The sequence below is a fragment of the Streptomyces actuosus genome (assembly GCF_016921115.1).
Classification (GTDB): Bacteria; Actinomycetota; Actinomycetes; order Streptomycetales; family Streptomycetaceae; genus Streptomyces; species Streptomyces actuosus_A.
Window position 1 is genome coordinate 156,697 of record NZ_JAFFZS010000009.1, and the last position, 22,130, is coordinate 178,826.

23 protein-coding genes are annotated in these 22,130 nt (G+C 71.8%); 7 read left to right on the forward strand and 16 right to left on the reverse strand.

Features of this window, described 5'->3' with window-relative positions; genetic code table 11:
- Window positions 1-54: 54 nt before the first annotated feature.
- The 14 genes from JS756_RS14495 to JS756_RS14560 all read right to left on the reverse strand — a co-directional run bounded on the left by JS756_RS14495 (window position 55) and on the right by JS756_RS14560 (window position 11,675).
- Window positions 55-684, reverse strand: a complete 630-nt coding sequence (locus JS756_RS14495) for an OmpA family protein (protein ID WP_205383499.1) — start codon at window positions 682-684, stop codon at window positions 55-57.
- Between the two features lie 7 nt (window positions 685-691).
- Window positions 692-1,276, reverse strand: a complete 585-nt coding sequence (locus tag JS756_RS14500; protein WP_205383500.1) for a hypothetical protein — start codon at window positions 1,274-1,276, stop codon at window positions 692-694.
- 16 nt (window positions 1,277-1,292) lie between these two features.
- Complete coding sequence (locus JS756_RS14505) at window positions 1,293-1,904, reverse strand: pilus assembly protein TadG-related protein (protein ID WP_205383583.1); 612 nt, start codon at window positions 1,902-1,904, stop codon at window positions 1,293-1,295.
- Complete coding sequence (locus JS756_RS14510) at window positions 1,901-2,116, reverse strand: hypothetical protein (RefSeq protein ID WP_205383501.1); 216 nt, start codon at window positions 2,114-2,116, stop codon at window positions 1,901-1,903. The genes JS756_RS14505 and JS756_RS14510 overlap by 4 nt, the downstream gene beginning before the upstream one ends.
- A 134-nt stretch (window positions 2,117-2,250) precedes the next feature.
- Window positions 2,251-2,979: a response regulator gene (locus JS756_RS14515; RefSeq protein ID WP_205383502.1), complete on the reverse strand. Its 729-nt coding sequence runs from the start codon at window positions 2,977-2,979 to the stop codon at window positions 2,251-2,253.
- Window positions 2,976-4,382: a sensor histidine kinase gene (locus tag JS756_RS14520; protein ID WP_205383503.1), complete on the reverse strand. Its 1,407-nt coding sequence runs from the start codon at window positions 4,380-4,382 to the stop codon at window positions 2,976-2,978. Before JS756_RS14520 ends, JS756_RS14515 begins: the two co-directional genes overlap by 4 nt.
- Window positions 4,383-4,392: 10 nt before the next feature.
- Window positions 4,393-5,295: a DUF5936 domain-containing protein gene (locus tag JS756_RS14525; RefSeq protein ID WP_205383504.1), complete on the reverse strand. Its 903-nt coding sequence runs from the start codon at window positions 5,293-5,295 to the stop codon at window positions 4,393-4,395.
- Between the two features lie 14 nt (window positions 5,296-5,309).
- Window positions 5,310-6,254: a type II secretion system F family protein gene (locus JS756_RS14530; protein WP_205383505.1), complete on the reverse strand. Its 945-nt coding sequence runs from the start codon at window positions 6,252-6,254 to the stop codon at window positions 5,310-5,312.
- 23 nt (window positions 6,255-6,277) lie between these two features.
- Window positions 6,278-7,615 carry a TadA family conjugal transfer-associated ATPase gene (locus tag JS756_RS14535; RefSeq protein ID WP_205383506.1) on the reverse strand — a complete coding sequence of 446 codons (1,338 nt, stop codon included), beginning with the start codon at window positions 7,613-7,615 and terminating at the stop codon, window positions 6,278-6,280.
- A 144-nt stretch (window positions 7,616-7,759) separates the two neighbouring features.
- Entirely contained in the window at window positions 7,760-8,107 is a 348-nt protein-coding gene (locus tag JS756_RS36775; protein WP_307790640.1) for a TadE/TadG family type IV pilus assembly protein, read from the reverse strand.
- A gap of 274 nt (window positions 8,108-8,381) precedes the next feature.
- Window positions 8,382-8,774: a TadE family protein gene (locus JS756_RS14545; RefSeq protein WP_205383508.1), complete on the reverse strand. Its 393-nt coding sequence runs from the start codon at window positions 8,772-8,774 to the stop codon at window positions 8,382-8,384.
- Complete coding sequence (locus tag JS756_RS14550; protein ID WP_205383509.1) at window positions 8,771-10,024, reverse strand: CpaE/TadZ family protein; 1,254 nt, start codon at window positions 10,022-10,024, stop codon at window positions 8,771-8,773. The genes JS756_RS14545 and JS756_RS14550 overlap by 4 nt, the downstream gene beginning before the upstream one ends.
- Before the next feature lie 9 nt (window positions 10,025-10,033).
- Window positions 10,034-10,738: a Flp pilus assembly protein CpaB gene (cpaB, locus tag JS756_RS14555; protein WP_205383510.1), complete on the reverse strand. Its 705-nt coding sequence runs from the start codon at window positions 10,736-10,738 to the stop codon at window positions 10,034-10,036.
- Between the two features lie 52 nt (window positions 10,739-10,790).
- On the reverse strand, window positions 10,791-11,675 hold the full coding sequence (locus JS756_RS14560) for a hypothetical protein (RefSeq protein ID WP_307790657.1): 885 nt from the start codon (window positions 11,673-11,675) through the stop codon (window positions 10,791-10,793).
- Window positions 11,676-12,005: 330 nt separating this feature from the next.
- On the opposite strand from JS756_RS14560, the gene JS756_RS14565 reads away from it, so the two are divergent.
- The 5 genes from JS756_RS14565 (at window position 12,006) to JS756_RS14585 (ending at window position 17,894) form a co-directional block, all read left to right on the forward strand.
- Window positions 12,006-13,709: a chitinase gene (locus JS756_RS14565; protein WP_205383512.1), complete on the forward strand. Its 1,704-nt coding sequence runs from the start codon at window positions 12,006-12,008 to the stop codon at window positions 13,707-13,709.
- Between the two features lie 297 nt (window positions 13,710-14,006).
- Window positions 14,007-14,858: a serine hydrolase domain-containing protein gene (locus tag JS756_RS14570; protein ID WP_205383513.1), complete on the forward strand. Its 852-nt coding sequence runs from the start codon at window positions 14,007-14,009 to the stop codon at window positions 14,856-14,858.
- A 711-nt stretch (window positions 14,859-15,569) separates the two neighbouring features.
- Window positions 15,570-16,052 (forward strand): contact-dependent growth inhibition system immunity protein, encoded by a 483-nt coding sequence (locus JS756_RS14575; RefSeq protein ID WP_205383514.1) that lies wholly within the window; start codon window positions 15,570-15,572, stop codon window positions 16,050-16,052.
- Between the two features lie 780 nt (window positions 16,053-16,832).
- The gene (locus JS756_RS14580; protein ID WP_205383515.1) at window positions 16,833-17,684 is read left to right on the forward strand and encodes a helix-turn-helix domain-containing protein; all 852 of its coding nucleotides are present in this window, start codon (window positions 16,833-16,835) and stop codon (window positions 17,682-17,684) included.
- Window positions 17,685-17,696: 12 nt separating this feature from the next.
- Entirely contained in the window at window positions 17,697-17,894 is a 198-nt protein-coding gene (locus JS756_RS14585) for a hypothetical protein (protein WP_205383516.1), read from the forward strand.
- An 18-nt stretch (window positions 17,895-17,912) separates the two neighbouring features.
- On the opposite strand, the gene JS756_RS14590 is transcribed toward JS756_RS14585, so the two are convergent.
- Entirely contained in the window at window positions 17,913-18,374 is a 462-nt protein-coding gene (locus tag JS756_RS14590) for a hypothetical protein (protein WP_205383517.1), read from the reverse strand.
- Between the two features lie 149 nt (window positions 18,375-18,523).
- Between JS756_RS14590 and JS756_RS14595 the strand changes: the two genes are divergently transcribed.
- Together JS756_RS14595 and JS756_RS14600 are read left to right on the forward strand one after the other, a co-directional pair.
- A complete protein-coding gene (locus JS756_RS14595; RefSeq protein WP_205383518.1) occupies window positions 18,524-19,030 on the forward strand; it encodes a SigE family RNA polymerase sigma factor in 507 nt (168 codons plus the stop codon).
- 166 nt (window positions 19,031-19,196) lie between these two features.
- Complete coding sequence (locus tag JS756_RS14600; protein WP_205383519.1) at window positions 19,197-20,504, forward strand: hypothetical protein; 1,308 nt, start codon at window positions 19,197-19,199, stop codon at window positions 20,502-20,504.
- A gap of 19 nt (window positions 20,505-20,523) precedes the next feature.
- Here JS756_RS14600 and JS756_RS14605 read toward each other — a convergent pair whose 3' ends face one another.
- Entirely contained in the window at window positions 20,524-21,993 is a 1,470-nt protein-coding gene (locus JS756_RS14605) for an Nramp family divalent metal transporter (protein WP_205383520.1), read from the reverse strand.
- Window positions 21,994-22,130: the final 137 nt, after the last annotated feature.

Genomic DNA, 22,130 nt, shown 5'->3' on the forward strand with positions numbered 1-22,130 from the left:
CGGGAGCGTTCAGGTGTCCTGGAGTGCCGTTGGGAGTGCCTTCTGCCGGCGCGCTCAGCCCTCCGTGCGCGGGAAGGTGACCTCCACCCGCCGGTTCTTCCTGCGGCCCTCCTCCGTCGCGTTCGAGGCGATCGGGTACTGCTCGCCGTAACCGCGGACCTCGAAGATGACGCTCGGGTCGTTCAGGTCGTCGTCGAGTGCGTCCTGCACGGCGTTCGCCCGCTGCTTGGACAGCACGTCGCCGTGGGCGGAGGAGCCCAGGTTGTCGGTGAAGCCGAAGACCCTGATCCGTGACGGGTTCTGCTTCTTGATCTCCTGCGCGATCGTCCTGATCCTGGCCCGCGCCTCACCGCTCAGCCTGGCGCTGTCCTTGCCGAACAGCACCTCCGCCTGCAGGGCGAACTTCACGTCTGCGTTGGTGTCCTCGCGGCGCTCGTCGCCCGACTGGTCCTCGACGACCGACTTGATGTCCAGGACCTTCGGCACGGCGAGCGTGGCCCCCTCGGGAAGCTTCAGATCCGGGTCGGTCGGGTCGACCTTCACGGGGGCGGTGGCGCTCGGCTCGGTGCCCGGGGGGACACCGGGGGTGTCGTCGGCGTGGGCGGGGGCGGTGCCGCCGCAGAGGGTGACTGTGAGCAGGAGGGTCGCGGTCACGCCCAGGGGGACGGTACGGGTGCGGGTCATCTTCGGCTCACCCGGAGATCTGGATGGTGGCGGCAGCGAACGTCGGGAGCTGGAAGGTCACTTCGGTGACATCTGCGGGGGGCGCCGGAAACTGCATGAAGACGGCGAGGCTCTCACCGGCCTTGATGAGGGAGATCCCGGTGGTCGTCAGCGGCCGACCGTCCGTGTCGCGCAGTACGTAGTACCGCTTCCTGCCCTTGGGATCGACCATCGTCGCGCCGCCGAGTGACCTGCCGTGCTGGAGTACCTCCGTCTCGTCACCCCGGACGGCACCGGGCACCATCACGCTCTTCGCACCGTCGTTCTTCAGGTTGCCGTTCACCGTGACGAAGCCACCTGAGTCGCGGGTGGCCGAAGTGATCTGGAGGAGAAGCCCGTCCGAGCCCTTGAGCTCGGCAAGTGGTGTGTCCGATTGCCCTTCCTGGGTGCTCGGCCTGGACCCATCGTCACCGACGGGGGCAGAGGACGATTTCTCCGAACGCTCGTCGTCACCGCCCCCGCCGCCGCACCCGCCCGCACCGACGGCGAGTCCTGCCGCGACAACCAGCGCGACCAGCACCCTGCGGGTCCTCCCAGTGAATCGAATACTCATTCCTGTGCTTCCTTCATCACTCGTCGCCCGCTTGTGGGTCGGCCAGATGGACATCGAAGAGATCCTGTGGCTCGGGGAGGTCGGTGAGGTCGTCGGGGTCCAGATCCCAATCCCTGTCCCTGCATACGAGTTGTGGCAACGCTTTGCCGTCCGCGCCCTCGCCGGGGACGTCGAACGTGCAGAGCGGTCGGATCACAGCCTTGGCGGTGGCGGTCGCATGGAGGCTCTCCGTGCCCGGGACAACCGAATCTCCGACGGACTTGTTCGTCTCGACCTGGACCTCGTAGCCCAGCGGTCCCTTCGGTGCACAGAATGCATGTGCGCCGTTCTGATCGGCGAGCTGATGGGCACGCCAGCACGACGGTGCCACCGCTGCTTCCCCGTGGAAGATGTCCTGCCATTTGGTCGGATCGCGCACATCCAGCTTCCACTGGTCGGCCAGTTGGTCCCTGGTGTCCAGCGCCGCCGCGAGCGCCGCGGCGTCGGCAGCGGTTTGAGCGCCGTTCCGGATGGCCGCGGCCTGGCCGACGGCGAAGTAGGCCAACGCGAGCAGGAGCAGGCCCCCCACCACGGTGATGTAGATGGGAAAGGCCTGCCCCGAGTCGTCGTACTCTCGTCGGCCCGTCAGCCGCCGACGACTTCGGCGATCTTCGACGTGATGGCGTCGTAGATCGTTGTGCCGATGTCCGTCCCCGTGATGGCCAGGACGATCGCCACGACCACCGCGATGATCCCCAGATACTCCACCGCGGTCTGCCCCGCGTCCTCGCGGGCGGCCCGGGCGGTGCGGACGGCGCGGGTCTGGAGGTAGGTGACCGTGGAGTTGATCCAGTTGCTCATGGTGTTCCCCTCCGGGTGTCTCGGCTTGCGCACCGTAGGCGGGGACGCGGGTGGGTGTCGAGGGCCCCCGGGCCCAAAGGCGGGCCCAGTTACGGGTGTTCCGGGGTGTGCTGCGGTCGCCGTTCACGTCGTCCTCACCCCCGTGCCGTTCCGAGCCACTTCGCCGTCGCCTGGGCGCGGCTGGTGCTGTCGAGCTTGGCGAAGATGCGGTTGATGTGGTTCTTGACGGTCTTCTCGCTGATGAAGCAGGCGGCGGCGATCTGCTGGTTGGTCATGCCGGAGGCGATGAGGTCCATGATCTCCGCCTCCCTCGTGCTGAGTCGGCCCCGGACGGCCCTCGACGACTGTCCCACAAGCCGTTGCATTAGCGAAAGCGGTTTGAGGGAAGTGGCTGTTTGTAACGCACCTGACGGGATATCTGCATGTGCAGTTGCACTCCGATCGTCCCTCAGGTGGGCCAGGAGCGCCAGGGTCGCCGTGGGGGTGACGTGGGGGCGGCCCCGCGTCACGTCCCGTACCGCCGTGATCAGCTGGTCGGCCGTGAACTCGCCGTGCACCAGGTAGCCCCCGGCGCCCAGGCGGAGGGCTTCCCGGACGGTGTCCGACTCGCCGCTGTAGGTCAGCATCAGGACCGGGGCGACGGACACCAGGTGGGGCAGGGCGGTCAGGCCGTCCATGCCGGGCATGCGGACGTCGAGGAGGATCACGTCGGGGCGGTGGCGATCGGCGGCCCGGCAGGCTTGGCGGCCGTCCGCGGCCTCGGCCACGACCGTGAGACCGGCCCGGCCGGAGAGCAGGGCGGTCAGGCCCGCGCGGACCACGGGGTTGTCGTCGGCGACGACGACCCTCAGGGGGGCGCTCATCGGGGGTCTCCTTCGCGGGAGGGCAGGGGGAGTTCCAGGCGGACCTCCGTGCCCGTGGGACGCCGGCCGGGGCCGATCCGGATGCGGGCGCCGACCGAGGCGGCGCGTTCGACCATGCCCAGCAGGCCGAAGTGGCCCGCCCGGCGGAGCTGGTCGAGGGTGGTGCCGGGCGGCAGGCCGCGGCCGTCGTCGCGGACACCGATGTGGAGGATGCCGTTCTCCACGCCGGCAGTGACGTCGACGTGGGTCGGGGCGGCGTGGCGGTGGGCGTTCTCCAGGGCTTCTCCGGCGATGGCGAGGAGCTGGCGGGTGACGCCGGGCGGGAGGTGGGGTGCGGGTTCCGGGCCGGTGAGGTGGTAGGTCGTCGGTACGCCCGTGGTGGAGGTGAAGCGGCGGGTGAGGGCGGCCAGGCGGTGCAGGACGTCGGGGTCGGTGACGTGTGCGGGGTCGTCGTGGGCGGCCTCCGCGCGCAGGTCCCTCAGCAGGGCCCTGGCCTCGGCCGCCGCGCGGCGGGCGGAGCCGGCGATGACGTGGGCCTGCTGCTCCACCGCGGCCGGGTTCACGCGGTCGGCGGAGGCCGCGAGGCCCTCGGCGGCCAGTGCCACGCCGTGGAGGGTCTTGGCCACCGAGTCGTGCATCTCACGGGCGAGCCGGGCCCGTTCGGCGCTGACGGCCTCGGTGACGGCCAGCCGGGACTGCACGGCGGTGAGGGCCTGGGTCGCGGCACCGAAGCGGAGGAGGAGGTTGCGCAGGGTCGAACCGAGCGCGCCCGTGATGACGCACAGGCCGGGCAGGAGCAGGGCCTCGGCCGGTGCGGCCGCCCCGCCCTGCACGCCGTGGACCAGCAGGAGGATGAGCGCCTGGAGGGAGGCGAAGCAGGCGGCGCCGCGCCAGCTGTAGACGATGCCGGCGAGGAGGGGAGTGCAGACGCTGACGTAGGCGAGGGTCGTGTCGGGGCCCGCGGAGATCAGCAGCAGGGAGCCGAGGAGGCTGTCGACGGCGAGGAGGCTGGGATGGCGCAGGAGCAGGGGGCCGAAGCGCTCCCAGTCGCGGAAGAGGGCGTACGACGCCATGAAGGTGACGACGACCGCCGCGGCCACCAGGCGCACGCCGAGGCCCGGGGCTGCGTTGAGGAGCGCGGAGGGTGCGGCCAGGGCGATCATGGCCAGGCGGAAGCCGAAGACCTGGCGGCACATCGCCTGGAGGGCGCCGCGTTCGGGCTGCGGCGCCCGCCCGACCGTCGCCGGGGGCGCGGGTGACCGGAGGCCCTCGGCGGTGTCCGGGCTGCCGTACCCGCCCGGCGTGCCGGCGGGCCGGGCGGGTGCGAGCGGCTCCCCGAGGGTCCGTCGGCCGTCGGTGGCCCTCCTCCGGCCGCGCTGCGCTCTCGCCACGGTCAGTGCCATCTCCCCTCCCCTACTCCCCGGTGAGGGACCCGAAGTCGGTGCCCGATCCCAGCAGGAGCCCGGCGCCGAGCAGCAGCATCGTCGCGGGGACCATGAACGTGGTGATCATCAGCGTGGCACGCGGGACGGCGCGGGCCGCCTTGCGGCGGGCGTTCTGGGCGTCGGTGCGGCGCATGTCCTTGGCGAGGGAGACCAGCGTCTCGACGATGGGGGCACCGAGTTCCTCGCCCTGCTGCAGGGCGGTGACGAACATGGCGACCTGCTCGGAGTCGTTCCTCCGCCTGAGCTCGGCGAAGGCCTGGCGACGGCTCATGCCGAGGTCCATCTGGCGGAGGGTGATGCGGATCTCGTCGGCCCAGGGGCCCTCGTAGTGGGACGCGACGCGGTCCAGGGCCTGCCGGAAGTTGAGGCCGGCGCTGACCACGACCGCGAGGACGTCGAGGAAGTCGGGCAGTGTGCGTTCGATGACGTCCTTGCGGACGCGGACGGCCGCCCAGATGCCGACCTCCGTCCAGAACGCCCCGAAGGCGAGCAGGAGCAGTGCCACGAGGTAGTTCCCGCGCAGGAGGAACACCAGGAAGCCCAACGCACCCAGGGCGCCGTACACCGCCCTGCGGGCCGCGTAGCGGTCGATGGTCAGGCCTCCGGGGTTGCCCGCCAGGTCGATGCGGCGGCGGACGCGGGCCACCAGCTTCGGTCCCATCAGGCGCTGCACGGCGGGGGCGTAGCGCATGCCCATGCGGTCGATGAGCGAGTCGACGGCGCTCGTGCGGGTGGCGCCGACCTCCAGGGCGAGCGCGAGGTCGTCGGGGAGTCTGGCGTCCGCCCGGTACATGCGGATGCCCGCGAAGACGCCCCACACGCTCAGGCCCGTCAGCAGTGCGAGCAGCAGGCCCGCCGTTCCCAGGTCCATGTCCGTCCTCCCCGTCAGACGTCGATCCGCGACATGCGGCGGATCAGCACGAAGCCCACCGCGTACAGGCCGAACGCCACGATCACGCAGGCCTGGCCGACGGGCGAGCCCGTCATGCGTGCCAGGGCGCCGTCCTTGACGCTGTCCATCAGCAGCAGCGACCCGATGCCGAGCACGGGGACGGCGTACGACGTCATGTTGACCTGGGAGAGCTGGGTGCGGATCTCCCTTCTGGTCTCCTTGCGCTCCTCCAGCGTCCGGGTGAGGTTGCGCAGGGCGCCGACGACCTGGCCGCCCGCCCGGTTGGACAGGACCAGGGTCGTGACCAGGACGACCAGTTCGCGGGAGGGCAGGCGGTCCGCCAGCTCGCCGAGCGCGTCGTCCATGGGGATGCCGATCGCCAACTGGTCGGCCACCTTGGCGAGTTCCTCGCCGGCGGGGGCCTCCAGCTCCTCCGCGGCCATGCCGATGGCGGTGCGCAGGGCGAGGCCGGCCTGGGTGGCGTTGGCCAGGATGCGGGCCAGTTCGGGGAGTTGGTTGATGAACCTCTCGATGCGTTTCTGCCGCTGCCAGTTGAGGAACTGGACGGCCGCCCACAGTCCGAGCAGGCCGGCGATCGGCCCGAAGAAGGGGGCGAGTGCCGCCTGGCCGATCAGCCACAGGGCGGCGACCGCGGCGAACACGGCGACGACGAACTCGGCCGGGGTCGCGTCCAGGCCGGTGGCCACCAGCTTCAGTTCGAGCTTCCGGCCCAGCCGGGTGCGGCGCAGCCTGCGGTCCAGGTGGCGGAAGCGGCGTCGGCGGCCGGCGGGCGGGAGCTGGTGGGTGTGGGTGAGGCGGTCCACCAGGGCGGCCCGCTGCGCCCGGCCCCGGGCGTAGGTGTGCACGCCCAGGACGGCGAGCAGGCAGGTCAGCAGGGTGACGCCGACGGTCAGCGTGATCAGGGTCTGAAGTTCCATGGGAGGTGTCCGTCCTGCCTGTCCTACCTGGCCTCGCGCAGGGCCAGCTCGTCCGGGGAGTACGCCACTCCGAAGGCCTGCGCGACGGGCTGGCCCGCCAGATGGAGGCGGTCCGCGGTCCGGCGCGGGAGGGGGAAGTGGCGGAAGGCGCCGTGGACGCGCCCGTCGTGTGTCATCGGTTGCGCCTCGAACCGGGCCACCGTGGCCAGGCGGTACGGCTCGCCGCCGTGGCTGTCGAGCAGGGCGATCTCGGTGATGCGGCGCGCGCCGTCGGGGAAGCGGGTGAGCTGGGCGATCACGTCGACGGCGCTGTTGATCTGGTCGTGCAGGGCGGCGAAGGGGATCTCGACGTCCGACATGGACGCCAGGGTCTGGAGGCGGGTGAGTGCGTCCTCGGCGCTGTTGGCGTGGACGGTGGCGAGGGAGCCGTCGTGGCCGGTGGACATGGCCTGGAGCATGTCCAGGGACTCGCCGCCGCGTACCTCGCCGACCACGATCCGGTCGGGACGCATGCGCAGCGAGTTGCGGACCAGGTCGCGGATGCTGATCCGGCCCTGTCCCTCGACGTTGGCCGGCCGGGACTCCAGGCGGATGACGTGGTGCTGCTGGAGCTGGAGTTCGGCGGAGTCCTCGATGGTGATGATCCGTTCGCCGTCCGGGATCAGCCCGGACAGGGCGTTGAGCAGGGTCGTCTTCCCGGTGCCGGTGGCGCCCGAGACGATGACGTTGAACCTGGCCTGCACCAGGCCGGCCAGCAGGAACAGCATGTGCTCGTCGAGCGAGCCGAGGCCGATGAGCTCCTGGAGGGTGAAGGAGCGGGGGAACCGGCGGATCGTGAGGATCGGCCCCGTCAGGGACAGCGGCGGGATGATGACGTTGACGCGCTCGCCGGACGGGAGGCGGGCGTCGACCATGGGGTTCGACTCGTCGACGCGCCGGTTGACGGTGGAGACGATGCGTTCGATGGTCTGCATCAACTGGTCGGCGGAGGCGAAGCGGAGGGGCAGCTGCTCGACCCGGCCGGCCCGTTCCACGAAGATCGCGTCCGGGCCGTTCACCATGATCTCCGTGACGGAGGCGTCCTCCAGCAGCGGTTCGAGGATGCCGAGCCCGAGCGCCTCGTCGACCACCCGGCGGATCAGCTGGGCGCGTTCGACCGTCGACAGGACCGGGCCCTCGCGGCTGATGATGTGGCCGAGGACGCGCTCCAGCCGCGCCCGGCGCTCGGCGGCGGCGAGCGCGCCCATCTCCGCGAGGTCGATCTCCTCCAGCAGCTTGGCGCGGTAGGAGGCGACCAGGTGGCCGTCCTCGCCCCGGCTGCCCTGCTCCTCGGGGGAGTTGATGCGTGCCCGCAGGCTCATCCGTCCGGTCCTCCTCGGTCGATGGTCGGGGTCGGGGCCCGTCGATCGCTGATCGTCGGGTGGGGGCGGGGTGGAACGTCGGGTCGGCGGGGGGCGGGCGGCTTGGTCGGTCTGCCGCCCGGTCGCCCGGCGACAGGGCCGGGGTCAGTGGTCGAGCGGCATGGTCGCCGTCCGACGGGCCTGCCCGAAGTCCCAGCCGGGGACCAGGGAGGGGATGTCGATGTCGGCGGTGACCTGGACCTCCTTGCCCAGTTCGGCGGAGGAGCAGTGGGTACCGTCGGCGAGCCAGTCGCTGACGGCCCGGGTGCAGCCCTGCTGGGCGCCGTGCTGGAGGGAGGCGCTGCGGGCACCGGCGCGGGCCGCCGTACCGGCCTGCTGGGCGGCGTAGGCGATCAGGCCGAGTTGGACGCCGGCGAGTGCGACGAGCAGCAGGACGGGCACGAAGCCCAGGTACTCCAGGGCGGCCTGCCCCCGGTCCCCTCCGCCGCGCACGAGCCGGGCGGTACGGCACCGCAGCCGGTGATGCCCGCGATGCGGCCCGCCGGGACGGCCCCACCGGCGTGGGACGCGGTCCGGGATCCGGGCGGTACGGCGCCGCGGCCGGGCGCCGCCGCCCCCACCGGATGTCCACGTGCCCCGGTCCCGCCGCCACGCGCCCCGGTCCCCGGGTCCCGCGGCCCGGGCCCACAGCCGGTCGCGCCCGCCGCGCGGTTCGGCGCTCCGGCTCCGCCGCGCCCCCGTCCGGTCCGTCTCCCCCGCCACCTCGTCAGGTGCCATCTCGGTCCGTCACCTCCTCCACCGCTCCCGCCGAGCCGTGCACCCTGAACGGGAAGCCGATCACGCCAGGGAAGAGGACGGGGACGCCCAGGGAGACGGAGGCCCTCACATAGCCGCCACCGGTCGTGCAGGTCACGTCCGCGTCCCCCCTCCAGGCACCCGACAGCGTGTCGAGGCCCGCTCGTTCGCACACCCCGTCGCGTGCCCCCGGTTCGGCGGCGGTCGCCGCGCGGACCGCCTCGTCGGCAGCGTTCCCCGCGAGCGTGTAGGTGTACCCCAGGAGCACGAACTGCCACAGCAGCACCAGGGTGACGACGATGAGCGGGACCATGCCGAGGAACTCGACGGTGACCTGGCCCCGGTCGGACGGCGGGCGCCTCATCCCCCGCCCTCCCTGCGCCGCCGGAAGCCTCCCGGCGCCCGGTCGCCGCGCAGCCGTCCCCCGGCGCGGTGCCCCTCCGGGGCTCTGACCAGGCCGAGTTCGCCGGCGAGCGCCCACAGGGCCTGCTTGACGGTGCCCTTGTGGTCGAGTTCGTGCAGGCGGCCGGCGTCCACGGCGGCCTGGAGTTCCTTGTACGCGGCGGGGATCGCGGTGGCGGCGATGCCGGTGCCGGTGATCTTCTGGACGAGCGGCGGCTGGATCTCCGTACCGCGGGTGTGGCGGTTGACGACGACGGTGGTCTCCTCCGCCTTGCGGATCTGGAGCCGGTCCCACATGCGGACGACGCGTTTGGCGCCGCGGACCGCGACGACGTCCGGGGTGGTGACCAGCAGGGCCCGGTCGGCCATCTCGACGGCGGTGGCGCCGGCGCCGCCGAGCTGCGCCCCGCAGTCGATGACGACGACCTCGTAGCGGGAGCGCAGGGCGGTCACGAGGTGGCGGGCGGCGCGGTCGGTGACCTCCTCACCGCGTTCGCCCTCGGCGGGGGCGAGGAGGAGGGAGACGCCGGTGTCGTGCTGGAAGACGGCGTCGGCCAGGACGCGGGGGGTGATGTCGGTGATGGTGGCGAGGTCGACGACCGAGCGGCGGAACTGGACGTCCAGGTAGGAGGCGATGTCGCCGGTCTGGAGGTCCAGGTCGACCAGGGCGGTGCTGTGGCCGGAGGCCTGGGCGGCGAGGGCGAGCTGGACGGCGGTGACCGTGGCGCCGACGCCTCCCTTGGCGCCGCTGACGGTGACGACGGTGCCGCCGGCTCCGGTGAACACGTCGCCGCCGTGGCCGAGATGGCGCCGGACGCCCGCCGACCACTGGGCGACGGCCTGGACGCGGCTGGCGAGTTCGTCGTAGGACAGCGGCAGGGCGACCAGGCCGCGGGCGCCGGAGTCCATGGCGGCGGAGAACAGGCCGGGTCCGGCGTCGGCGGTGACGAGGATGACGCCGACGGCCGGGAAGCGGACGGAGACCTCGCGGATCAGTTCCAGTGCGGGGACCGGGCCGATCCGCTCGTGGACGACGACGACCTCGGGCAGCTCGCCCACCGACTCGGCGGCGAGCCGGGCGAGGGTGTCGACGAGTTGGGTGGAGTCGACGACGGGGGCGAGGGGTTCGACGTCAGGCAGCTGGCCGAGCAGGGTGGTGATGGACCGGACGGCGTCCGCGTCGCCGACCGCCGGGAGGATCCTCGTGGTCATGCGGGCCTCTCACTTGTCCTTGGCGAGTTCGTACGTCCGGTCCTGTGCGGGGACGCCGCCGTCGCCGCCGGGTGCGATCAGGGCGAGGCGGACCCGCTTGGCGAACGACTCGGCGTAGGTGATGCGCTGGGCGTCGATCGCGGACAGCGCGAAGGTGATGGGGACGGCCTCGGTGGACCGGGTACGGCGGTCCGCGTCGGGTTCGAGGGCGGTCAGCTTGCCGACGTCGAGGACGTGGGCGCCGGTCACGATGACCCGGGACTGGTCGGGCTGCCCTTTCTTGTCGCCCTCGAAGGTGGCGTAGACGTTGACGGTGGCGCCCGGGGTGATCTTGCCGGCCACGCCGGTCGCGGCGTCGATCATGATGGCGACCTCCTGCTGACCGGGCTGGAGGGCGGGCCGGTCGACGATCATGTCCCGCTGGAGCAGGGACCCGGCGTGCAGTGTGGTGACGGCGATCTTGCCGCGGATCTCGGACAGGTCGGTGACGGCGGTGTCCGACAGCCAGCGCTCGGGCACCCGGATCTGCTTGAACTGGTCCGCGGTGAGCGAGGTGTAGGGCTTGATGTTGCCCTTGAGCCGGTACGCGGTGACCTCGGGGCCGACCTTGGACTTCACGTCGCTGATGACGGAGAGCACGCCGGCGAACGCGCCGAGGGCGCACAGGACCGACACGAGCAGGAGGATCACGCCGCGGCGCTGACGGGAGTTCATGGACCGTGCAACCTCATCGGGGGGGGGTGGGCGGGGCGGGGACGGGGCGCGGTCAGCCGACCGGGAGGCGGCGGCCGTACGGTTGCGGGTCGCCGTACGACCGCCGGCCGCCGTACGGCTGCAGTTCGCCGTGGACGGGCGGCATGGCGGAGCAGAAGACGCAGCGGTCGCCGATGACGTCGAGGCCGCACCAGTGGCAGGGGTTCTGGCGTACGGAGGCGACGAGTTGGTAGAGGACGGACAGGTCGGGCAGGTACGCGCAGAACTCGATGGCCTTGCCGGTGCCCCACCAGTCGGCGGACTCGGCGGGCAGGGGCGCCTCGCGCAGGCCGCGCGCCTGCCAGGCGGGGGCGAGGGTGGTGCCGACCCAGTCGGACTGGAGCTGCCCGCGGGCGACGAGCAGGGAGGTGCCGAAGTCGGGGCCGGGCAGGGCGGCGTCCGGGGTGCCGAGCCGTACGACGCGGGGTTCGGGGTGGGCGAGGACGGCGAACTGGCTGCCGGGCACCCAGGAGCGGGCGTGCGCCTTGAGGTCGACGGGGACGCGGTCGAGGCGGGCGAGGGAGCCGAGCAGGGCGCCGGCGTGGAGGTAGTGGGTGAGGAGTCGGCCGGCGGAGGCGAGGACGCCGGGGCCGAGGTCGCAGGAGGCGAGCTGGCGCAGCTGGCGAGCGAGGACGGCGACGGCCAACGGCGGTAGGTCGTCGGGCCGGAAGAAGGCGATGCGGTCGCTCTCCAGCAGGGAGCGGATGGTGCGCAGTCTGTGCTCCACGCCGGGCGGTGTCGCCCGCGAGTACACGACGACGACGTGCCCGTGCTGCTCGACGAGGGTCTGCACGGCGAGGAGCGCCTGCTCCAGCGGCTGTCGGTCGATGTCCCGCAGGACGGCCGCGGGCAGGGTTCGCTCGTCCTGCGCCGGCAGTGCCAGGTCGGCACCGGTCACGGCAATGGCAGTTGGCACGCGCAGCTCCCCATCCACGCCTGTCGATGGCCGGGTGTGACGCCGGTGCATCGAGATGACTTCACTGCGTGACTACCTGAGCACTGTAACCACGCGTCTGTGACCGGAGAACAGCCTTTCCGCAGCTCCGCGCGAAACACCGGCGCACAAGTCGCTTCAAATCGGGGCAGGTTGCGCAGACATCCGGCGCAGCGCCGGCTCGGCGGGCGGATTCGACCCGAACCCCTTGACAGTTGAATTGGTCTGGACCAACTTGATACGTCGACGGTGGCCACCGTGTCCCTACCCCCCTCTCCCTCCCCGGAGGCACCAGTGGACCGCGCACCAGCCCTGCCCAGACGCGTCTGGGCGGGAACCCTCGTGGCAGCCCTCGCCTTCTCCTTCGCGGGCGCGGGCCAGGCCTCGGCCGCCGACGTCAACAATGTCGAGAACGCGGGCTTCGAGTCGGGCCTGGCCGGCTGGACCTGCTCCGCGAGCAGCGGCACGACCGTCTCCTCCCCCGTGCACGGCGGCGCCGGCGCGCTGAAGGCCACCCCCGGCGGGCAGGACAACGCCCGGTGCACCCAGACGGTGGCCGTCCAACCCGACTCCACCTACACGCTGAGCGCATGGGTGCGGGGCGGGTACGCCTACCTGGGCGTGACGGGCACCGGCACGACGGACGTGTCGACCTGGACCCCCGACACCTCGGCCTGGAAGCAGCTGACGACGAGCTTCACCACGGGGGCGGCCACGACCTCGGTCACGCTCTACACCCACGGCTGGTACGCCCAGGCCCCGTACTACGCCGACGACATCTCGGTCCACGGCCCCGACGGCGGTTCCGGCGGCGACCCCGCCCCGACGGTCCCGGCCGCTCCCACCGGCCTGGCGGTCGCCGGGACGACGTCCTCGTCGGTGTCCCTGACCTGGGGCGCGGTCTCGAACGCGGCGTCCTACAACGTCTACCGCGACGGCACGAAGGTGGCGTCGGCGACGAGCGCCTCGGCGACGGTGTCCGGCCTCGCGGCCTCGACGTCGTACAGCTTCCGGGTGACGGCCGCGAACACGGCGGGCGAGTCGCCGAAGTCGGCGCCGGTGACGGCCACGACCGAGGCCTCGGGCGGCGGCGGTGGAGGGGGAGGCACGGGTCTGCCCCAGCACGCCGTGACCGGCTACTGGCAGAACTTCGACAACGGGGCGACCGTCCAGAGGCTGTCCGACGTGCAGTCGGCGTACGACATCATCGCGGTGGCCTTCGCCGACGCCACGACGACCCCGGGCGCCGTCACCTTCAACCTCGACACGGCCGGCCTCGGCGGCTACACCGTCGACCAGTTCAAGGCGGACATCAGGGCCGAGCAGGCCGCCGGCAAGAAGGTCGTCGTCTCGGTGGGCGGCCAGAACGGCACCGTCTCCGTCAACGACCCCACCTCCGCGACGAACTTCGCGAACTCCGTCCACACACTGATGCAGACGTACGGGTTCGACGGCGTCGACATCGACCTGGAGAACGGCCTCGACGCCACCTACATGACGCAGGCGCTGCGCTCCCTGTCGGCGAAGGCGGGCCCCTCGCTGATCCTGACGATGGCTCCGCAGACCATCGACATGCAGTCGACGTCCAACGCCTACTTCCGGACGGCCCTGAACCTCAAGGACATCCTCACGGTCGTCAACATGCAGTACTACAACAGCGGTTCCATGCTGGGCTGCGACGGCAAGGTCTACAGCCAGGGCTCGGTCGACTTCCTGACCGCGCTCGCCTGCATCCAGTTGGAGGGCGGCCTCTCCCCGTCCCAGGTCGGCCTGGGCCTGCCCGCCTCGCCCCGCGGCGCGGGGAGCGGCTACGTGTCACCGCCCGTGGTCAATGCCGCCCTGGACTGCCTGACCCAGGGCACCGGTTGCGGCAGTTTCAAGCCATCGAAGACGTACCCCGGTCTGCGGGGCGCGATGACGTGGTCCACGAACTGGGACGCGACGGCGGGCAACGCCTGGTCGAACGCCGTCGGCGCGCACGTGCACGCGCTGCCGTAGCCGTCCCGACGCGCCCCGGTCCGGCCCTGACCCACCCGGTCCGGCCCGGTCCGGCCCGATCCGGCCCGGCGCGTGGCCCCGGCCGTCCTGACCCGGCCGGGGCCACGCGCCGCCGCGCACGGCGGGGTTCGGTCCGCTGCGGGACTCCCGGCGTCCGCACGGACCGGGCCGGGGGCGGGACGACGCACATCGGGGCGGTCCGAAGCGACGAGGCCCGTGACCGATACCGCACGGCCGACTCACTGCGGCGCCACCAACAGGTCTGATTCATCGGATCGTCGCACTACATTCGCCTTCATGCTGAAGGTGAAACGTCCCGTCCCGACCTGTGTCCTGAGCGACACCGCTCCCCCGCACACGAGCGGAGGACACGCCGTCGACCGCTTCGTCGAGATCGGATCCTTCACCAAGGTGCTCACCGGCACCGCACTGACGCAGCTGGCGGCCGCGGGGACCCTGACGCCGGACGACCCCCTGGACCGCTGGCTCCCGACACCCCCGGGCACGGGCATCACCCTCCGCCACCTCGCCGACCACACCTCGGGCCTGCCCCGCCTGCCGCCCGGCACCGGCACCCCTCGCCGCGACCCCTACGCCCCCTTCGACGAGGCCGCCCTGCACCGGCTGCTGCCCCGTCTCGACACTCTGACCCTCGCCCCTCCCGGGCAGACCGAGGAGTACTCCAACCTCGGGTACGCCGTCCTGGGCGCGGCGTTGACGGCCGCGGCCGGCATGCCGTACGAGCAGCTGGTCACCGAGCGCGTCCTGCAACCGCTGGACGTCCGCGAGGTCACCGCGACCCCCGACCCGGCCCGACGCCTCCTCGCCCCCGGCCGGTTCGGCAGGCCCCGCACCCCCTGGACGACGACCGGCGCGATCCTCCCGGCCGGCGGCCTGTGGGCCACCCCCCGCGCGGTCGCCGACCTGGTCACCCGCCTCCTCCTGGAACGCCGCCTGGGCCCTCCCGCCCCCTCCTGGCAGACCGCCGGCCCGCTGCACTGGCACAACGGCGCCACCCGCCACGCCTCCCTCTTCGCCGGCGCCACCGAAGACGGCCGCTGGGTGGTGACCCACCGCCTCAACGCCCGTCCCACCACGACGGACGCCCTGGGCATCGAGACCCTGAAACGGCCCCGGAAGGCGACGTGACCGACACCGGCCCCCGCGGAAACGCGGACCGGCAGGACGGAGGCGCCGGCCCCTCGGGACGTCCGGCACCGGGAGTTCACGGTCACCGAGCCGCCCGACGAGGCGGCTACCGCGGCTATGAGATCGGCGCCGATAGGCTTTCTCCGAAGTGATTCACTCCATCAATATCGGCGATCCGGATTTCTGCCTCAGAGTACTTTCGGATCTTGACCTCATCGTTGAACATCTCCAGCAAGTACCCCTCCCGCAGGTGCGATCTGACACTGGCAAATAGAACACGGATCGCGGACAACCACCGCCATGAACGGGCCCTCCAAGCGGAGGGGGACGCCCCATTGAGGAATGCGCATATGTCATCGTTTCGCAAACTTTCAGCCGCCTCCTGAACTCTGGCCTAGAAGTAGGCGGCTGATTCAGAGGGAGCGGCCCCAGAGTCGTGGAGGCATTCCGCCGTATCGTGCACATCGAGGCCTCACCGGTCGAGCGCATTCGTGCGGGTTCGCCTGAGACCGCACGGCACGTCAACAAAGCACGGAACCGCCACACATGAGAGGGGGGCGTGCTGCGGGATGACGGTTCGTTCCTGCTCTCAGTGGGCCTGGACGACGACTGGATGCATGTGAGGCTGACCGACACGACAGACATCTGCGCTCTGGAGCACCCCAAAGGTGAACTCCTCTTCGTTGCGCTCCCCCTCAGAGGGAACCACATATGCGCCGCAAGCACTGTTTCGAGGCAGAATTCCATGGGATCTGGCCGAATCGGCCAAGGCAGACACTGTCCGACTTCGTCGACAGAGAGAAGTCAATCGAGGAGTTGGAGGGGGATCGATGGCCCGCCCCCGCACGCGACAGCACGACGCTGGTCCGAGGCATCCATGAACTGCGGCGGAGGCCCATCAAGGATCTCGCTGTGGAGGATCTACGGCGGTTGATCGGACAGGGCGTGGGTCTGCGCTGGTTGTTGCCCGTGGCTCTGGACTACCTGCGGGAAACAGCTCCAGAAGAATCCGTCACCGGCTGGTACGACGATGATCTGCTGTCGGCGGTACTGACGCGGAAGGGCCCCACGTGGAGATCGGAACCGGCACTCGCCCGCCACCTGGATGAGACCGTGCGGCTTCTGACCGACCTGTCTCCGTACATCCAGCGGGACGTGGCCGACTTCAGGGCTCGGGTGTCCGACCTGCTGTGAGGGTCAAGGGAGTGCATCGGCATGAGCGCACGCACCAACGTCCGTACATGGCAACGAGCGTCGGCCGTCGATCCGTGGGAACGCCCTCCGCTTCATGGATGCCGGCCGCTGACCTCCGCCCGGAGCCGCGGGCGCTACGGGGCGCCCCGGGTGCGGAGTCAGCGCAGCGCGTTCGCGAGGGTGGCTATGAGGTGGGCCGTCGCGGTGAGGCCCCACCACAGGCCGAGCAGGATGAGCATGCACGCCGGCAGGTAGCGGTCGGCCAGCCGGTCCGGCAGATCGCGGAGTCGGGGTGGAGCGGGTCGTAGGTGACGTCGACGCCGTCGCTCTTGTGGGTGCCGATCCGCCGGATGGCCGAGGCCGCGGTGATGGTGGTGCTTCGACGGTGGTGTAGCCGTACGTGGGGCGGACCTCCCGCGTCCAGTGCTGGTAGCCGAGCACGTCCGCCCGCACGGTGGTCCCCCGCCGGCCGAGCACGACCATCGGGCGGAGGAACCGCCAGGCACCGGCCAGGAACACGGCTGCCACGTGGAGCATGACCAGGAGCATCCGTGTCGATGCGTCGGCGGCGGCCGCCACCGCGACGACCGCGGGGCGCTCGCTTCGGGTGCGCGAGCCCGCCTCCCGGGGACGGAAGGGAGGGGCGGGCTCGCGCGATGCACGACCAACCGCCTTGTGTAGCGTGCCGGTTACCGAATGTAGGACGTCGGGGGTTGTGTTGCCCACGTTCGGGGCGACATGGGCATCAGTAGGGCGAGCCCGGCTGAGGAAGGGGACCGCATGGCCGCGAGAACGTCTCCGACAGAGCGACAGAAGAGACTCGGCGCGGAGCTGCGAAAGATGCGCACGGCCGCCGGGATGACCGGGGAGCACGCCGCCGGACTGCTCGGCGTGGACCGGGGGAAGATCTCCAATATCGAGTCGGGTGCGCGCGCCATCAGCGCGGAACGTCTGCGCATCCTGGCCCGCAACTGCGACTGCGACGACGAGGCGTATGTCGACGCCCTGGTGGGCATGGCCCGACCGGCCCGGGACGGCTGGTGGGAGCGGTATCGCGGCAGCCTGCCGGCCGGGCTGCTCGACGTCGCCGAACTGGAGCATCACGCCGTACGGATCCGCAGCGTGCACTTCGTCCACATGCCGGGGCTGCTGCAGACCAGCGACCACGCCCAGGCGGTCTTCAAGGCCGCACTGCCCCCGTTGCCCGACCACGAGGTGGCGCTGCGGCTGGCCCACCGGCTGGAGCGCCAGCGCGTTCTGGAGGGCGACGAGCCGACCGCGTACGTCGGCATGGTGCACGAGGCCGCGCTGCGCATGAGCTTCGGGGGCCGCAAGGTGGCGCGCGGCCAGTTGGAGCAGTTGCTCGGTATGACGCGGCGGCCCCATGTGACCGTGCGCGTCATTCCCTTCGACGCCGGCTCGTTCCCGGGTGCCGGACAGACCGTGGTCCACGCGGAAGGTCCGATGCCCCGACTCGACACCGTCCAGATCGACAGCGCCCACGGCCCCGAATTCCTCCATCAGGAAGCGCAGTTGTCCACGTACCGAGCCCAGCTGGACTGGATGGAGCAGCGTGCGCTGTCGCCGGAGGAGTCGCGCGACGTCATCCACAACATCGCCGGTCGACTGTGAGGAGAAGGACCCGTGCCCGAGCCCGAGATCACCTGGGAGGAACCGTTCTGCGCGGAGGGGTCCGCCTGCTTCCGCGTGGGCACCGACCTCCAGGGAAACGCCTACATCGCCATAGCCGGTCAGGAGGAGCGGTACCTGACCGACTCACGTGAGGCGCTGCGCGCCCTGATCCTGGACATCAAGGACGGCAGGGCCGACCACCTGCTGTGAGCGGGGCCGCCCGGCGGGTCAGCCCGCCGGGCGGTAGTGGCCCAGCACCCACGGCAGGTGCGCGCACCACTCCGCCAGACGGGCGCGGGGCCTGGCCGTGACCACGGCCTCGTAGAAGTGGCCGTCCAGGTGGATCACCCCGAACATCAGCGCCTTGCCGTTCGGGCTCACCCGGTAGTGGACGCTGCGGATCTCCGGCCAGGGGAACTCGGCGGAGACTCCGTTCAGCTCAAGGGTGACGCCCTCCGCGTCGACGGCGACCGCGCTGCTCCTGTCCACCGCCATGAACTCCGGCCCCGCGGACGGTGGCGGCGCCGGTACCGGACCGGGTGCGGACCCGTACGACGGCGGCGCCGGGGCCGCGTACCGGGGCTGCGGCGCGGGCGCGTAGGGCGGGGGCGGCGGGAACGCCTGCTGCGGCGGGGGCGGGCCGAAGCCGGGCGGTGGCGTGGGGCCGGGGGGCGGTGGGGGCTCGGTCATCCGTGGGTCCTCGTGCTCTCGGTCGCGGTCGCGGCACCCGGGCCGGGGGCTCTTCGCTGCGGGATTCGTGTGAAACATTTTCCCCTCCCCACCGCATCAGTGAAGTGAGGACCTCTTCGACAGCCGGCACACAGCATCAGGGAGCGCACATGAGACAGGTCCGCGCACAGGAGTACGCGGAGTTCGCGGCGGCACGCACCGGGCAGTTGTACCGGTCGGCGTGCCTGCTCACCGCCGGGGACACCCACCTCGCGGAGGACCTGGTGCAGGAGACCCTCGGGCGCGTCTACCTGCGCTGGGGACGGGTCTCCCGCGTCGGCAACCCCGCCGCGTACGCGCAGACCGTCCTGACGCGCACCTTCCTCGCCCACAAGCGGCTGCGCAGGAACACCGAGCGCGCCACGGACGCCGTACCGGACACCGCGGACGAGCTGCCCGACGCCTCGCTGCGGCTCACGCTCCTGCAGGCGCTCGGGGAGCTGCCCGCGAAGGACCGGGCCGTCGTCGTACTGCGCTACTGGGAGGACCGGTCCGTCCAGGAGACCGCCGACGTGCTGCACGCCAGCTCGGCGGCGGTACGCACCCGGAGCGTGCGGGCGCTCGCCCGGCTCCGGGGACTGCTCGGCGAGGACATCGGCGTGTACGCCCGCCCCTGAGCCGCCGGGCGCCGCGGCGTCCCTGCCGCTGCCGCAGCCGGAGAACCGCTCTGCCTCCCGGCCCCCGCCACGGTGTCCCCGGCACCCCCTCTCCTGCCGCCCGCCCCGCCGCACCTCCCCGCTGCGTTCCTCAAGCCTCTTCGACCTCGTGAAACGGTGGCCCACCATGCCCGTCGACCAGCACAGCGACCCCTTCGACGCCTCGCAGACCGATCCGTTCGAGGACCGGCTGTCCGCCGCCCTCCACCAGGCGGGCGGCACCTTCGACACCAACCGCGCCGCCCTCGCCGCCGCCGGTGCGGCGCGCGGGCGGCGGCTGCGCCTGCAGCGCCGGGCCGCCGTCCTGGGCGGCGCCGCGAGCGTGGCGCTCGCGGCGGTGGGCGGGGCCCTGCTGGTGCCGTGGGGCGGTTCGGCTCCCCCGTCCCGAGCCACCGCCGTGGGAGCCGCCCCGAAGCCGTCCGCCTCGCCGTCGGCCCCGGCGGATCCGGTGTCCGCGCAGCAGATGATCGAGACCCTGAAGAAGCTGATGCCGAAGGGCACGTTCAGTCAGGAGGCCGGCCGCGGAACCGAGCAGGACAGCAGCCGGCAGATCGCCGCGCCCTACGCGTCGGTCGTCTTCGACGACGGCAAGGGCCCCGGGGCCGTGTCCCTCTCGGTGAGCAGGGTGCAGCCGGGCACGCAGGAGGCCCAGGAGGCGTCCCGGTGCCCGGACAAGGTGTTCGTCCCGTACGACGCCTGCACGACGAAGCGGCTCGACGACGGCTCCGTGATCACGGTCCTCCAGGGGTACGAGTACCCGGACCGGCGGGTGGACACCAAGCTCTGGCGGGCCGAACTGCTCACCCCGAAGGGCGAGCAGGTGTCGGTGATGGAGTGGAACGCCGCCGGCGAGAAGGACTCGCCGATCAGCCGGCCCGAACCACCGCTCGACCCCGAGCAGCTGACGCGGCTCGCCTCGGCCCAGGAGTGGCGCACCGTCGCCGCCGCCGTTCCCGAACCTCCGCGGGAGACGCCGAATCCCGGTTCACAGACCCCGAAGCTCGACGTCCACGCCCGGGCGACGCTGCTCCAGTTGCTGCCCGAGGGCCTGGACGTGGTGGGCAAGAGCAGTGGTGACGACAGCGGATTCGCGTACGCGGTCGTCGACGACGGCAAGGGCAAGAGCCTGGTCCAGGTCAATGTGCAGCCCAACATGCTGGACGTCGCGGGTGAACTCTTCGGCTCCGGCTCCGAGACGCTCTCCGACGGCACCCGGGTCGCCGTCCACCAGGGCCCCGGGGAGAAGAGCGCCGCGGGAAGCGTCATGTGGACCGTCGACACCATGCGGCCGGACGGACGGCGCGTGGTGATCAGCGCCTTCAACTCCGGTACGCAGCGTGACGCCGCCACCCGCCCGACACCGGCGCTCACCATCGCGCAGCTGCGCGAGATGGCCCTGAGCACCCACTGGTTCCGGGCGCAGGGCACGAACTAGAGCCGTGCGGTGCGCCGGCTCAGAAGAAGTCCGACCACGGCTGGTCCAGGATCTGCTTGACGCACAGCACCAGGAACAGCAGCCCGGCGAGGGCGAGCATCGCGTTGCTGAGCGGTCCGTTGCGCCATCGGCGCGGTGTCCGGGCGGAGTTGAGCAGCCACATCAGGGTCCCGGCCAGAAAGGGCAGGAAGGCCGCGCCGAGCACGCCGTAGAGGATGACCAGGCGGAAGGGCCGGCCCTGGAAGAGGAGCACGACGGGTGGGAAGGTCAGCCACAGCAGGTAGGCCCTGAACGGCCAGGAGCGTTCGCGCCCGCCCGCGGCTGCCGTCCCGCCCTCCGATGCGCCGGGCCCGCCCCGTCCGGTGCGCCCCGGCCGCCCCGCACGCTCGGCATGCCCCGGTCGCCCCGGACGCTCGCCGTGTCCCGCGCGCTCCGTGTGTCCCGGCTTCCCGTCCCGCCCGTGCGGCTCGCCGTCCCCGCCGGGGGCGCCGCGGCGCGGGTAGCGGGTGACGAAGTCGGCGAACATCAGGCTGACCCCGTGCCAGACGCCGATGAGGGAGGTGAAGGACGTGGCGAAGAAGCCGATGAGGAAGAGCCTGGCCGTCGTTGTGCCGTACGCGTCCTCCAGGACGTCTCCCAGCTGGATCAGGCCCTTTCCTCCTCCGGCGAGGGCGATGTGCGCGGAGTGCAGCAGTTCGGCACCCACGAGGAGCATCGCCACCACGAACACGCCGGTCGTGGCGTAGGCGACGCGGTTGTCCAGCCGCATGACCTTCATCCAGCCGGCGCCCGTCCAGCCCTTCGCGTTGACCCAGTAGCCGTAGGCGGCGAGGGTGACGGTCCCGCCGACGCCGCCGATCAGGCCGAGGGTGTTGAGGACGGAGTCCTTCTCGTCGGGCAGGACGGGCAGCAGCCCGGTGAGCGCCTCGCCGAGATGGGGGGAGACCCGGACGGCCAGGTGGACCGTCACCACGAACATGACGCCGACCAGCAGCGTCATGACCTTCTCGAAGACGGCGTACTTGTTGAACCAGACGAACACCAGGCCGGTGAGCCCGCAGGCGATCCCCCACCACTTCAGGTCCATCACGCCGGGGAACAGCGCCTGCAGCGGCAGGGCACTGGACGACATCGCCGCCGCACCGTAGACGAAGCCCCAGACGACGACGTAGACGGCGAAGAACCACGTGGTCCAGCGGCCCAGGCTCGCCCAGCCGTCGAAGAGGGTGCGGCCGGTGGACAGGTGCCAGCGGCCGGCCGCCTCGGCGAGGGAGATCTTCACCAGGCAGCCGACGACCGCGGCCCACAGGAGGGTGTAGCCGAAGGTGCTGCCGGCGATGAGCGTGGCGACGAGGTCGCCGGCGCCCACGCCGGTCGCGGCGACGACGACACCGGGACCGATGTGCCGCCAACGCGCCCTGCGTAACGCGGAGTCGGATGCGGGTGCCGTGGCGCCTGCCGCTGTGGTGCTTCCCGTGGTGTCGGCCATGCAGGTCAAGAAAGCGGACCGCCCGGGGCACCACAAGGGGGCATGCGGCGAACGCCACGAATGCCGCGAGGAGCAACTCGTGCGGACCATCCGGGCGGACGGGTTTCCGTTCGCCGAACCGGCGTCCACCACGCCGG